The sequence below is a fragment of the Deinococcus rubellus genome (assembly GCF_025244745.1).
GTDB classification, from domain to species: Bacteria; Deinococcota; Deinococci; order Deinococcales; family Deinococcaceae; genus Deinococcus; species Deinococcus rubellus.
This window is the reverse complement of record NZ_CP104213.1, coordinates 1,482,869-1,495,553: the sequence shown is the minus strand read 5'-3', so window position 1 is coordinate 1,495,553 and position 12,685 is coordinate 1,482,869. Positions and strand designations below refer to the sequence as shown.

The window sequence follows — 12,685 nt, the reverse complement described above, 5'->3', positions numbered from 1 at the left end:
ACTTCACCGCCACCCGTTCAGAACGCTGCCACCTGACCGTCGGCCCGGCTCTCGCTGCCGCCGATCAGCACCCCTTCCGGCGTCCGCCAGATGATCTGGGCGCGCCCGAAACTGGCCCCCTCGGTCTGCACACGCACGGTGTGACCCATCCGGGAGAGTTCGCGCACGGCCCTCTCGCCGAAGTCGTATTCCACCTCGATTTCCTGGCCGGTGAGCCACTGCCAGCGCGGCGCGTCGATGGCCGCCTGCGGGTTGAGGTGACCGAGGAGGGTGTTGAGGATGACCTGCACGTGGCCCTGCGGCTGCATGAACCCGCCCATGACGCCGAACGGCCCCACCGCCCGTCCCTGATGCGTCAGGAAGCCGGGGATGATGGTGTGGTAGGGGCGCTTGCCCGCTGCCAGGCGGTTGGGGTGGCCCGCCTCCAGCGTGAAGTTGTGGCCCCGGTTGTGCAGCGCCACGCCGGTTCCCGGCACCACCACGCCGCTGCCGAAGCCCATGTAGTTGCTCTGGATGAAGCTGACCATGTTGCCCTGGCCGTCCGCTGTTGCCAGATACACTGTGCCGCCGCTGCCAGGGCCGGGCGTCTGCGGGTCGCGGGCCGCATCCGAAATCAGGGCGCGCAGCTCCTCGGCGTGGGCGCTCGACAGCAGCCGGTCCACCGGCACCTCGGCGTGCCTGGGATCGGCAATGTGGCGGTGCGCGTCGACGAAGGCCAGCTTGATCGCCTCGATTTGCAGGTGCAGCGAGCGGGGATCGTCGCGGCCAGGCGGCAAATCCAGCCCGTTCAGAATGTTTAGCGCGATCAGGGCCGTCAGCCCCTGCCCGTTCGGCGGAATCTCCCAGACATCGTGCCCTTTGTACTGGGCACTGATCGGCGCGACCCACTCGGAGGCGTGAGCGGCCAGATCGTCCGCGCTCAGGAAGCCGCCCGCCTGCTGGCTCGCCGCGTGAATGGCGCGGGCCGTCTCGCCGTCGTAGAAGTCGGCCCCCTGACTGTCTGCAATGCGCTCCAGGGTGCGGGCATGGTCCTCGGAGGCCCAGACCGCACCGGGCGTCGGCGTGAATCCGACGGGCATGAAGACCTTGAACCACTCGGCGAACTCAGGGCCGCTGAGTGCCGCGTAGCTACGGGCCGCCCGCGCCCAGTGGCGGGCCACCTCGGGGCTGAGCGGGTAGCCCTGCCGGGCGTAATGAATGGCGGGCGCGAGCAGTGTGGCGAACGGCAGTTTGCCCTGGCGGGCGTGCAGATCGGCCCAGCCGCGCACCGCACCGGGCACGGTCACCGGCGTCCAGCCGTGGCGGGGGATCGGGCCGCCGCCGAGTGACTCGGGCGTCAGCCGGGCTGGAGCCGCGCCGCTGGCATTGAGGCCGCTCAGCTCGCCGCCGTTCCCGTCCGCCTGCCAGCTCAGGGCGAAGGCGTCGCTGCCAATGCCGTTGCTGGTGGGTTCCAGCACCGTCAGAGCGGCGGCAGTGGCAATGGCGGCGTCGGCGGCTGACCCGCCCTCGCGCAGAATGAAGAGACCGGCCTGGGCGGCCAGCGGCTGCGAGGTCGCCACCATGCCGCCGCGTGCCAGCACCGGCTGGCGGGTGGACTTGTAAGGATTTTCAGGGTTCACGGCTCCAGTGTGCCACTCCCGCACCGTCAACAAGTAGAGTGCGGCATCGAAACCGGCTCCTACAAACTCTTAATGAAGTTGTGAATCGCCTCAATCTGGGCAGGGGTGGCAGGTTCGCCGCTCAGGCCAGTATCGGCAAAATGCGGCATGATGGACGACAGGGTGCGGCCCTCGGCCTGACCGTGCAGGACCGCCTCACTGAACACCGGCAGCGCCCAGCTCTTGGTCACAGCCAGATTCGGCCCGACCCCGCCCTCGGCCTTTGCGCCGTGACAGCCCGCGCAGCTCAGCGCGAACAGCTCGCCGCCGTTGACGCTGACCTGCGTGGCCTGCCCCTCGGCAGCGCCGCCCGCCAGCGCCTCGCCACTCACCCCAGACATCCGCTGGCCCACGGTGTAGGCCCCCAGGCTGAGGCCAATGGTGGCAACGAAGCCCACCAGTGACCACACCAGACTGCTGGTCTTGACCCGTTCATCATCCATGGGCGGCTCCTTGATATGTAATGGCTGTTCTCACTGAAGTGCCCACCGTCATTTCTGACCTCACCACAACCGCAGCCCCGGCACCGGATTGCTGTTGGCCAGCATCGGGCCAATCACCGGGCCGTAAGTCAGCAGCACCAGCACGAATGCCATCACCCAGATGGCGGGCAGGGCTTCCAGGCGGCGGGCCAGACGGCTGTTCTCGTGGGTGCTGATCGCCTGACTCCAGGGGATCGGGGTGTCTTCACCGTCGCTGCGGCGTTTGCCCCAGAGGGTACCGAACAGGACCGTGAAAAAGAGGATGGACGCGATGAACAGCACCCCGCCGCTGATGGCCGTCAGCAGTTGCGGCAGGTGTGCCGACTGGTACACGTCCTGGCCCATATTGCTGATCTGGGCGCGGCGCGGCACCCCGAGCAGGCCCTGCCAGTGCATGCCCACCGCAAAGATCATCATGCCGATAAACCAGGTGTAAGCGCTCCACAGCGCCGCTTTCGGCGCGAACAGGGGCTTGCCGGTCAGGTGCGGCACCCACCAGAAAGCGATACCCATAAACGTCAGCGTCGTGGCCGTGCCCACGGTGATGTGAAAGTGACCGGGAATCCAGGCGGTGTTGTGAATCACCGTATCGAGCGCGGCGCTGGCGTTGATGAAGCCGCCCGCACCACCAAAGATGAAGCTGATCATCGCCAGAACCTGCGCCGTGAAGCTGGCATTCTTCCAGGGCAGATGGGCCATCCAACCGAACAGGCCGCTACCACCGCGCGCTCTCGCTGCGTCCTCCAGGCTGGCCGCCAGACTGAAGGCTGTCAGCAAGCTGGGAATCGCCACCATGAAGGTCAGGCACATTTGAATCGTTTTCATCAGCGGGCTGATATTGGGGTCACTGTACTGGTGGTGCAGCCCCACCGGGGTGCTGAACAGGAGAAACATGGCGAAGGCCAGGCGGGTCAGCGGATCGGAAGCCAGCCGCCCGCCCGCCTGCTTCGGGATGAAGGCGTACCAGCTGATATAAGCGGGGAGAAGCCAGAAATACACGATGGGGTGGCCAGTCCACCAGAACAGCGTGCGTGAGAGCAGCGGATCAACCCCGGCGGTCAGGCCCAGGGACCAGGGAATCAGCAGCACCAGCACTTCCACGACGAGGCCCAGCGAGGCGACGATCCACATCATCCAGGTGACCACGCACATGTACGTCACCAGCGGCGTGATCTGGCCCCGGTGGGCGCGCTTCCAGCTCCACCACAGCCCGATGACCTGCCAGGCCACGAACCAGCTCGACCCCACCATCAGCCCCGCGCCGATATAAAACAGCGGACTGCCCTTCAGCGGCGGGTAAAAGGTGTAGAGCACACTGGCATTGTTCATCAGGATCGGCACGGCGGCGATCAGCAGACCCAGCGTCATGGCCCAGTAACTGAACCAGGCGAATTTGAGGTTGGGCCGCATGTTCAGGTCGCGGGCGGGTAGGTACAGCATCCAGCCGGAGATAAAGAACTGGGTGAAGACCAGCGCGTTGAGAACGCCGTGCAGGGTCAGGCCCTGGTAGTACGACTGAATGATGTTGCGCAGAATCGGCAGGTTATAGAGGTTGATGTTGCCGTAGTTGAGCGCCTGCAAGGGGCCGATCAGCACCCCGATCAGCAGCGCCAGGAAAGCGGTGACGATGTAGTACTGCGCCACTTTCTTGAGCGGCTGGACGGCAGCCGCCTCCGAAATGGGCACGTGCTGAGTACGGGCGGGCTGGGTAATGGTCATTTGTTCTCCGGCGCAGTCACGACGAAGCGCGTCACCATGTTCTGGTGACCGATACCGCAGTACTCGTTGCAGACGACGTTGTAGGTGCCGGGGCGGGTGAAGGTATGGCGGAAGGTCGCCACCTGCCCCGGAATCACCTCGATGTTGATATTGCTGCCCTCGACGTAAAAGCCGTGAATCACGTCCTGCGAGGTCACGTTGATGCTGAGCGGCTGGCCTGCCGGAACGCGCACCACCGCTGGCTCGAAGCTGAACGCCTTGGCGACGATATAGAGATCGGCTGGCGTGCCCGCCGCACTCGGACGCAGTCCCGGCGTGGCGAACGGCGTCACCGCCAGGTTGGTGGGGTCCACCTGGCGGCCCGCGTCACCGGCGTGGCCGCCCTTGAGTTGCGGAAAGGTACCGGACAGAAAGCTGACGAACACCCCGGCCAGCAGCAGCGCGGTCATGACGGTGGCCACGCCGAGCCAGAGGTTCTCCGCCCGCTCCAAACGGTCATGGTCGAGCATCAGGCCCGCGCCTCCAGAATGCCCAGCACCAAAAACCACATCATCAGAATGGTCAGGACCAGCACCGCGATGACGACCCAGGTACCGTACGGTCCGCTGCCCCGGCGAGGCTTTTGTCCGCCTTGAGAACTGTGCGCGCCCCGGCTCACGGCTGAGACCCGATTTTCCAGCAGCGGCCCCGGCATTGACAGACTTCAGTATTCACGCCTCCAGCCTGGGCAACCAGCGTTACAAGAGCATTACGGCCCCTCCCAGCGCGCTGAACTCAACGACACCCCGATGCCGGAAACCGTCGAGCTGGCCGAGCAGATCAGGCAAGGCCGCGTCATCAGGGCCAGGGCGGCGTTGACACCTGTATTGATCATCGGCGCAGGGGCAATGCTGCTCAGCGAGTCAGCTCTCCTCCATCAGCCTCAGCTCCAGCAACCGCGCCACCGGAGCGAAGGTGCGGCGGTGTAAAGCACTCACGCCCAGTTCGGCCAGCGCCGAGCGGTGGGCGGGTACACCGTACCCCTTGTGCGCAGCGAAACCGTAGCCGGGATACTCGGCGTCGAGCCGCACCATCAGGGCGTCGCGCTCGGTCTTGGCGAGCAGCGAGGCCGCCGCCACCGTGTAGCTCAGCGCGTCGGCACGGGCCGGGGCCGAGTAGGGCAGGTCGGTGGGCAGCCGCAGGTAATCGGTGACGAGCGCCTGCGGTCTGGGGTCGAGGCGGGCAATAGCGCGCAGGGCGGCAGCGTGGGTGGCTCCCAGGATGTTGAGGCGGTCAATTTCGTCAGGCCAGGCGTACTCGACGGCGTAGGCCAGAGCCACCCGGCGCACCTCGGCAGCCAGCACCTCACGCTCGGCGGCGGGAAGCTGCTTGCTGTCGCGGAAAGGCAGATCGCCCAGATTGTTCGGCAAAATCACGGCGGCCACCGTCACCGGCCCGGCCCAGGCCCCGCGCCCGGCCTCATCCACGCCCGCGACCCGAAAATACCCGCGCCGCCAGTGGGCGCGCTCATAGCTCCAGTCGGGGGTCACCGGGGGAAGGTGGGTCATCTGGCGCTCAGTGTAGGGCAGCCGATCTCCATCGTCAGCGGCTCTGCACGCCCACGTCGAGCGACTCGGCCACCGCCTGCACCGCTTCGAGCTGGATGTCCTTGACCGCCACCGCCACCGTCTCACCGCTCTCCAGATCAACCACGAAATGGTCGCCCTCCAAGCGCACCCGGCTGACGATCTGCTCGTCGCCCTGCGGACGGGTGCGGGCGCGCAGTTCCACGTACTTGCTCAGCGGGGTGCGGATGACCTTGGGGGCCAGCACCTCCTCCACCTGAAAGATGCCGCCAGAATTGTTCATGGTCACGTCAATGCGAACCGGCTTGTTCAGGCCGCGCTCGATGACGACCTGATCGACGGCCAGGGCACTGATCGAATGGATGTCCACGCTGCCCAGGGCAAAGGCCTTACGCCCGCGCCCCTTGGTGATGTCGGTGCCGTCAGCCACCGCCGTGATGCCCGCCTCGATGGTCAGCGGCGGCGGGTTGAGATCGTGGCAGTTGATGCAGCCGAGAATGATGCTGCGGATCTTGGTGCGCTTGAACACGTCCGGGTAGATCGGCTCCAGAATGCGGTTGATGATCGGCAGGGCCAGCATCACGCCGTGATGTTCGTGCGAGGCGCGGTGAATCTGGTTGCCGATATCGTGCAGCATGGTGCCGAGAATGACGCTGAGGTACACGTCCTCCACCTCGCCGATGCCGCTCTCCAGGATGTCCGGGCGGACCCCGCCCTCCAGCAGCAGCTCCAGGATGGCCAGGCTGGCGGCCCCGGTGATAAAGGCGTGAACCCGCCCGTGGTCGTTGTAGCCGAGCTTGCGCATGGTGATGTAATTGGCCATGTCCCAGTCGGCCAGCGCCTCGGGATCGCTTTGCAGGGCGTCGTAGGCGGCCAGGGCACGCGGGAATTCGGCCAGGTCGGCGCGAATGGCCCGGTCCGCCTCCTCGATCAGCTTGGCGCGGGGCGTGGCGAATTCCACCGTCCGTTCAGCCGTCTGGCGGCGGGTGGCCACGTCGTGCAGCGCGCCGCCGCTGACGTTCAGGGTAAATTTCTGGTCGGTCATGGCAACTCCTGGGCTTGGACTGTTCGGGAAAAACGGGCAAGCCCCTGAACTCTAGCGGTCAGGGACTTATGGTTTTCTGACGTCCCGCCCGCTGATACCCGCACTTCAGGGCAAGGTCAGGTGCCAGCGGGCCTCACTCGCCCTGAAAATCGGCCTGACGTTTGGCCAGGAACGCCGCCGTGCCTTCCTTGAAATCGCTGGTGGCGGCGGCCATGCCGAACAGGTCTGCCTCGATTTCCAACCCTTCTTCCAGGCTGCCGCTCAACCCGCGCCGCACCGCTTCCTTGACCAGCGAGAGGGCGATGGGCGCATTTTTGGTCATCTGCTGGGCCACCTCACGGGCTTTTTCGAGCGGGTTCTCGGCCAGGTAGTTGACCAGGCCCATCTGCAAGGCTTCCTCGGCCCCGACCTGCCGCCCGGTCAGCATCATGTCGAGCGCCCGGCCCGGCCCGATCAGGCGCGGCAGGCGCTGGGTGCCGCCGTAGCCGGGAATCAGGCCCAGCGTCACTTCCGGCAGGCCCAGTTTGGCGCGCGGCGAGGCGATTCGCACGTCGCAGGCCAGTGCCAGTTCCAGGCCGCCGCCGAGTGCATAGCCGTCGATGGCCGCGATGGTCGGAAACGGCAGCGAGGCGATCTCGTGCATCACGTTCTGACCCGAGAGCGACGTTTCGCGCCCGGCGTAGACCCCGTCCAGGCGGCTGAGTTCGGCAATGTCGGCCCCGGCCACGAACGCCTTACCGCCGCCCCCAGTGACGATCAGGGCCGCAATCTCAGCAGTCTCGGCGACGGCCTCGATGGCCTCGACCAGTTCGGTCAGAACTTCGCCGCTCAGCGCGTTGAGGGCCTGCGGGCGGTTGATGGTCAGCACGGCCAGGTCACCGTGCTGATCGAGCGTCAAAGTCCCAAATTCGAGTTCGTCAAGCATGCCGCTCATCTTCTCACAGCGGCGGCGCGGACCTGGGTCATGGGCCTGGCCGCCCCGCCTGGCCCAACATCCACCCAACAGACTATGAGGGGTCTTCTCACATCTCCAATCAGATTCAAGAGAGCATTCATCTTCTCATGAAAAGAGCCAGAAAGAAGCGCCGAGCCAGTATCAGGCGCACTCATCCAGAAAAGTGTCCTGGTCACACCAAAGCAAAGTGAGTCGGAATCGGGACAAACGGCCAACCTTAAGCGAAGTCACAGTCAACCCGTCTTGTCACGCAGTTCATAGGCCACTCACAGAAGCTGACTACGGTAGAAGGCGAGATCGTGAGCCGTGAGGCAAGAAGCACGACGAGTCACTGAGGAGAAAGATATGAAAAAGATTCTGACGATTGTTGCGACGATGGCCCTCGCCCTGGGCGTGGCCAGCGCACAAGACACTGCTCCGGTGACCAGCGCTACTGTCACCAACTTCACCGACATCCCGGCAGGCCACTGGGCCAAGGACGCTGTTGACCTGATCGTCCAGAAGGGCCTGATCCAGGGCTTCCCCGACGGCACCTTCCGGGGCAATGAGAACCTGACCCGTTATCAGGCGGCCCTGATCTTCGCCCGTCTGCTCCAGACCGGTGCCCTGAGTGCCGCTGCCCAGCCTGCCACCGGCAGCCTGAGCGCCGAAGACGTGGCCACCATCACCAAGGGCATGCAGGACGTGTCAACCGAACTGGCCGCTGTCAGCAGCCGGGTGGACGACCTGGAGACCGCCTCGACGGCCCAGCAGGACCGCATCGCGGCCTTGGAAGACAAGATCGCCGCGATGGGCGACGCTTCGGCGGCGAGCAACACCGACGAGATGACGGCCCGCATTGACGCGCTGGAGCAGGCCGTGAAGAACATTCCGGCGGGTCCGGCTGGCGAGGCTGGTCCGGCGGGTCCGGCTGGCGACGTCGGTCCGGCGGGTCCGGCTGGCGACGTCGGTCCGGCAGGCCCGGCTGGCCCCCAGGGTCCGGCAGGCCCGGCTGGCGACACTGCCAACGTGGACGCCCTGACGGCCCGCGTGGCCGCACTGGAAGCCCGCAGCACCAGCACCACGACCACCAACAGCACCGTGACCACCACCCCGGCCACCCCCTCCACCACCGTGGTGATCGGTGACACGGCCCCGATGGACAACAGCATGACCATGATGGCTGACGACCAGAGCAACAGCGGTCTGTACGCGGGCGTCACCACCAGCGCGATCTTCAGCGGCGCTCAGGGTACCCTGTTCGGGAAGAATGTGCCGTTCGTCGGCAGCTTCGGCGCGACGGTGGGTGCCAGCAAGGTCCTCTTCGGGCTGGGCCTGCGCGCCAACGTGGACTATGTGTCCCCGACCAAGGCCATTCAGGCTGACGTCAACGCCATGTACTCGCTCGGCGTGGGCCGTCTGTCGCCCTACGTCGGCGTGGGCTTCGGCCTGAGCAGCAGCACCAGCAACACCAACATCACCGCCAAGGCCAACGACTACTACGTCAACGGCATCATCGGAGCCGACGTCAAGGTTGTCGGCAACCTGAGCGCCTTCGGCGAATTCGACGGCAAGTACTACCTCAGCAACAACGGCAGCGGTACCAACAACACCGACCCCTCAGCCACAGCGACCAGCAAGTCCTTCTCGCCTGCGGCCAAGATCGGCCTGAAGTACTACTTCTAAATTTCTCGAAGTCAGACCGTGCATTCGCCCATTGAATGCAGGTCTGGACCGGAGCGCTCGCCCCTGGTGGTGGGCCGCTCCGGTCTTTTTGTGTTGTTTCCTCCCACACTCACGCCCGGCCGTTAAGCTGAGCACCACGCACCCGTCCCCGTCTCTCCACCCGCCCGGAGGTTTCCTATGACCCGCATGCTCACTGCCGCCCTGCTGCTTACCCTGCTGGGCCAGGCCGCCGCCCAGACGACAGATCAGACGACGAGCCAGCCGCCCGTCACCCAGCCGCTGCCCGCGACCAACATCGCCGCGCCGATTGCTCCACCTGCGCCGACCCTGCCGCCGACCCCGCCCGTCGCGCCGCTCTCCAGCCGCCTTTACGCTGGGGTCAGCTTCGCACCCTCGCTGAGCGGTGCGGGTACGGCCTACGGCATCGTGGTGGGCAGTTCGCAGGTCTTTGGATCCTTTGGCGCTCAGGCGGCAGTGGACTACGTGACGAGTTCGGGAGCACTCTCGGTGGATGCGCTGCTGCTCTACCGCCCCCAGTTCGGCGGCAAGCTGCGGCCCTACCTGGGCGCGGGCCTGGGCCTGACCAGCAGCACGGCGGCAGCCAGCACCATACCGACCACGCCCGTCAACGGTATTCAGCCCGCCGTCCAGACCGCCACCGACTACGCCGCACTCGTCGCCCTGGGCAGCGACTATCTGCTCACCGACAGCATCGTCGCCAGCGCTGAGATCGATTACCGCAGCCCCTTTAGCAGTATGGGCACGGCCAACGGAGCGGGCCTGCGGGGGCGGCTGGGCCTCAAGTTTCTGTTCTGAGGCGGCAGAAACGAAGAGGGTGAGGAGTCTGGGCAATCACGGTTGCCTCAAATCTCTCGCCCCTTTTTTCGCTCAGGTCTTGCCCTGAAACCACGCTCACCCCCACCACGCCCAAATGGCCCGGCCCAGTCGCCGGTCTTCTGCTATCCTCGCCCAGACGTGGCGGCTCCCTCTCTGTCCCTGACGCTGGCCCACGCCCATCTGCGGCGGCGGCGCACCCAGAACCTCAGCACTGTGCTGGGCATCGCGGTGGGCGTCATGGTCCTCATCGCCGCCCTGAGCCTCACCAACGGTTTTACTGGCGCGCTGGTGCAGGCCACCCTGCGCGCCAGCCCCCATCTCAGCCTGACCCGCTTCTCGCCTGGCGGCCTGGACCCCCAGATGGAGCAAGCACTCAAGCAGAACCCGGCAGTGGTGGCCTTCATGCCTTTTCTGGCCGACAAGGGACTGCTGACCCGCCCCGCCTCGGACGGGCGCGACGCGGGCCTGGATTTTGCCACCCTCTTCGGCGTCACTGCCGAGGCCGGAAAGGTGCTGGCCCTGCCGCCCGAGGAAAGCAAGCTCCTCTCAGACCTCAAGCCCGGTGAAGTGCTGCTGGGCAGCGCCCTGGCGCAGAGCCTGGGCGCTTTTCAGGGCCAGGAGTTGAGGCTGCTGGTGGGCAGCACCCAGCGCCGCAGCACCCTCAAGGTGGCGGGCATCTTCCGCAGCGGCAACTACCTGATCGACAGCGCCTACGCCTTCGTGCCGCTCAGGACGCTGCAACAGCTTCAGAACACTCCCAACATCAACGGCTATCAGGTGCGCTTGAATGACCCCGACCTCGCGCCGCAGGTGGGCGAGGCGCTCAGCCGGGCGCTGCCGTACAGCAGCCTGCCGTGGCAAAACCTCTACGGCTCGCTGCTCGATCAGCTCCGGCTGCAAAAACAGGTCATCGGCTTCGTGGTCTTTCTGATCGTCATCGTGGCCGCCTTCGGCATCGCCAACGTCCTGACCCTGACCGTCTTCGAGAAGACCCAGGAAATCGCCATTCTGCGGGCGATGGGCGCGTCGCGGCGGCACATCATCTGGGCTTTCGTGTGGCAGGGCGCGGCCCTGGGTGCAGCAGGGCTGCTGCTGGGGAACCTGCTGGGGCTGCTGATCAGCTTATATTTTACCTGGCGACCCTTTCAGATTCCCGGCGATCTGTACTTCATCACAGCGCTGCCGGTGCAGGTCAGACTTAGCGATCTAGTATGGGTCAACGCGCTGGGCATTTCGACCACCCTGCTGGCCGCACTGCTCCCGGCCCGGCGGGCGGCCAATATCGAACCGGCCCGGATCATCCGCTGAGCAAGGTGGAATGAAGCGCGCTGGGCAGGCGGCAGGTTTACGCCGAATCCGTGTAACTACTCAGCAGCAAAAACTAGGCATAATGATTTCACTGCGAAACACGCTGACGAGGCCATGCCAGACGTTCAATCCCTGCTTGTGGAGCGTCGAGATGTCACTCCGGATACGGGCGAAGTGCTGGCCGCCCTCCTTGGATCGGAAGCCCCCAGAGACCTTGCGTTTAACGCACCACGGCCTGATGTCCCGTTCGGCCTGATTGTTGTCAAAAGGCACACCTTCGTCGTGGAGGAAGCGCAGCACCGCCTCGCGGTGCTGCTGGCACCTCAGGGCCAGGTTGCGGCCTGGTGTCTGTTTCGTTCGGCCTCGTCTCCCAGGGACCGGAGGTGCTGGAGGATTGGCCTTCAGTCCAGCGTCCAGCAGGGCATCGAACTGCTGTTCGAAGGCGATCACGAGGTCGGGAGTGATCGTCCCATCCTTCTGCTGGTGGTACACCAGGCGCAGCGCGTCTCGCAGCTCTCCCACCCATACTTGAGCGTGATGCTCGGCGAGGCCACGCAGTTCGCGCAGCAGGTGTGCCCCGCAGAGTGCGTGTTTCGCGGAGAGCTTGAAAGACGTGCTCCAGGCGTCGTGCATCAGGATGCCCTTGAACTGCGGCAGGACATTCATGGCTTCCAGCGCGGCGAAGCCCCGCTGGGAATGCTGGCCATCCAGGGTGAGCTGCGCGCAGCTCACGACATGCATCCACTGCAGCTTGCCGTTGACCTTGCTGCCGGTCTCATCGGCGTGCAGGACGGGTTGATTGAGCAGCGCGGCTTTGAGCTGTGTCTCGAAGTCGATGAGGCGGTCAGCAGCCAATTGGAGGTTCAGGACAATGGTGCCTTCACTGGGATGCGCTCCACACAACGCTTCGAGGATCTCCGTGGTGCGTTCCAGTGGTATGAAGTGTGCCGCATTCAGGGAGACCGCCAGCCCATGAACCCGAGACCCGTACTGAACCCGGCCGGGAACGTCGTCAGGGAAGGATGCGTGCTGGCGGTGCCGACACCCTGGGCAGACCTTGACGTCCGCGCGGTATTCGGTCACCTGCAAACGCAGCTCTGGCAGGTCCATGACCTGCCGTGCTACGTGCCCTTGGGCACTGACGCTCTCCCACGCGTGTCCACAGGCGCAATATCCGGTCAACGGTAAGGAGACGACCTCATCCACGTGCTCCGCCATCTTGAGGGTCTTACCGACATGACCACGTTGAGCGCCAGAAGACCGGCCGGTCTTCTGGCGCTCACTCTTGGGTACCCACGGCTTGTCTTTGCTCGGTGGTTGACTGGACGTCGTGCTGTCCTGTGCCAACCGGGCCTCGAGGTCCCGGAGCCGTCCGAGCAACTGAGCCACCTGCGCTTCGAGTTCACGAATCCGGGCCTCAAGGCGCTCACAGTTGGGACAGGGAACTTCGC

12 protein-coding genes are annotated in these 12,685 nt (G+C 65.4%); 3 read left to right on the top strand and 9 right to left on the bottom strand.

Annotated features, from left to right (window positions below; all coding sequences use genetic code 11):
• Window positions 1–17: 17 nt before the first annotated feature.
• From N0D28_RS07775 to N0D28_RS07740, 8 genes are all read right to left on the bottom strand, one after another.
• Entirely contained in the window at window positions 18–1,562 is a 1,545-nt protein-coding gene (locus tag N0D28_RS07775) for a gamma-glutamyltransferase family protein (RefSeq protein ID WP_260561860.1), read from the bottom strand.
• A 116-nt stretch (window positions 1,563–1,678) separates the two neighbouring features.
• Window positions 1,679–2,101: a c-type cytochrome gene (locus tag N0D28_RS07770; RefSeq protein ID WP_260561791.1), complete on the bottom strand. Its 423-nt coding sequence runs from the start codon at window positions 2,099–2,101 to the stop codon at window positions 1,679–1,681.
• 60 nt (window positions 2,102–2,161) lie between these two features.
• On the bottom strand, window positions 2,162–3,859 hold the full coding sequence (locus tag N0D28_RS07765; protein ID WP_260561790.1) for a b(o/a)3-type cytochrome-c oxidase subunit 1: 1,698 nt from the start codon (window positions 3,857–3,859) through the stop codon (window positions 2,162–2,164).
• Complete coding sequence (locus N0D28_RS07760; protein ID WP_260561789.1) at window positions 3,856–4,368, bottom strand: cupredoxin domain-containing protein; 513 nt, start codon at window positions 4,366–4,368, stop codon at window positions 3,856–3,858. The genes N0D28_RS07765 and N0D28_RS07760 overlap by 4 nt, the downstream gene beginning before the upstream one ends.
• Window positions 4,368–4,553, bottom strand: coding sequence for a cytochrome c oxidase subunit 2A (locus N0D28_RS07755; RefSeq protein ID WP_260561788.1), 186 nt, complete (start codon window positions 4,551–4,553; stop codon window positions 4,368–4,370). Before N0D28_RS07755 ends, N0D28_RS07760 begins: the two co-directional genes overlap by 1 nt.
• Before the next feature lie 208 nt (window positions 4,554–4,761).
• The gene (rnhB, locus tag N0D28_RS07750; protein ID WP_260561787.1) at window positions 4,762–5,406 is read right to left on the bottom strand and encodes a ribonuclease HII; all 645 of its coding nucleotides are present in this window, start codon (window positions 5,404–5,406) and stop codon (window positions 4,762–4,764) included.
• 34 nt (window positions 5,407–5,440) lie between these two features.
• Window positions 5,441–6,469: a phosphohydrolase gene (locus N0D28_RS07745; protein WP_260561786.1), complete on the bottom strand. Its 1,029-nt coding sequence runs from the start codon at window positions 6,467–6,469 to the stop codon at window positions 5,441–5,443.
• Between the two features lie 133 nt (window positions 6,470–6,602).
• Window positions 6,603–7,394, bottom strand: coding sequence for an enoyl-CoA hydratase/isomerase family protein (locus N0D28_RS07740; RefSeq protein WP_260561859.1), 792 nt, complete (start codon window positions 7,392–7,394; stop codon window positions 6,603–6,605).
• Between the two features lie 375 nt (window positions 7,395–7,769).
• Here N0D28_RS07740 and N0D28_RS07735 point away from each other — a divergent pair, with 375 nt between their 5' ends.
• From N0D28_RS07735 to N0D28_RS07725, 3 genes are all read left to right on the top strand, one after another.
• On the top strand, window positions 7,770–9,089 hold the full coding sequence (locus tag N0D28_RS07735; RefSeq protein ID WP_260561785.1) for an S-layer homology domain-containing protein: 1,320 nt from the start codon (window positions 7,770–7,772) through the stop codon (window positions 9,087–9,089).
• A 177-nt stretch (window positions 9,090–9,266) separates the two neighbouring features.
• Window positions 9,267–9,905, top strand: a complete 639-nt coding sequence (locus N0D28_RS07730; RefSeq protein ID WP_260561784.1) for a hypothetical protein — start codon at window positions 9,267–9,269, stop codon at window positions 9,903–9,905.
• 159 nt (window positions 9,906–10,064) lie between these two features.
• Window positions 10,065–11,234, top strand: coding sequence for an ABC transporter permease (locus tag N0D28_RS07725; protein ID WP_260561783.1), 1,170 nt, complete (start codon window positions 10,065–10,067; stop codon window positions 11,232–11,234).
• Window positions 11,235–11,294: 60 nt separating this feature from the next.
• Here the strand turns inward: N0D28_RS07725 and tnpC are convergent, their stop codons facing one another.
• The gene (gene tnpC, locus N0D28_RS07720; protein WP_260561858.1) at window positions 11,295–12,644 is read right to left on the bottom strand and encodes an IS66 family transposase; all 1,350 of its coding nucleotides are present in this window, start codon (window positions 12,642–12,644) and stop codon (window positions 11,295–11,297) included.
• Window positions 12,645–12,685 lie beyond the last annotated feature (41 nt).

Coding starts and splice junctions, on each gene's coding strand:
- N0D28_RS07775 (WP_260561860.1), bottom strand. CDS start 1,562: ATGGTGGCGACCTCGCAGCCGCTGGCCGCCCAGGCCGGTCTCTTCATT.
- N0D28_RS07770 (WP_260561791.1), bottom strand. CDS start 2,101: ATGGATGATGAACGGGTCAAGACCAGCAGTCTGGTGTGGTCACTGGTG.
- N0D28_RS07765 (WP_260561790.1), bottom strand. CDS start 3,859: ATGACCATTACCCAGCCCGCCCGTACTCAGCACGTGCCCATTTCGGAG.
- N0D28_RS07760 (WP_260561789.1), bottom strand. CDS start 4,368: ATGCTCGACCATGACCGTTTGGAGCGGGCGGAGAACCTCTGGCTCGGC.
- N0D28_RS07755 (WP_260561788.1), bottom strand. CDS start 4,553: ATGCCGGGGCCGCTGCTGGAAAATCGGGTCTCAGCCGTGAGCCGGGGC.
- rnhB (WP_260561787.1), bottom strand. CDS start 5,406: ATGACCCACCTTCCCCCGGTGACCCCCGACTGGAGCTATGAGCGCGCC.
- N0D28_RS07745 (WP_260561786.1), bottom strand. CDS start 6,469: ATGACCGACCAGAAATTTACCCTGAACGTCAGCGGCGGCGCGCTGCAC.
- N0D28_RS07740 (WP_260561859.1), bottom strand. CDS start 7,394: ATGCTTGACGAACTCGAATTTGGGACTTTGACGCTCGATCAGCACGGT.
- N0D28_RS07735 (WP_260561785.1), top strand. CDS start 7,770: ATGAAAAAGATTCTGACGATTGTTGCGACGATGGCCCTCGCCCTGGGC.
- N0D28_RS07730 (WP_260561784.1), top strand. CDS start 9,267: ATGACCCGCATGCTCACTGCCGCCCTGCTGCTTACCCTGCTGGGCCAG.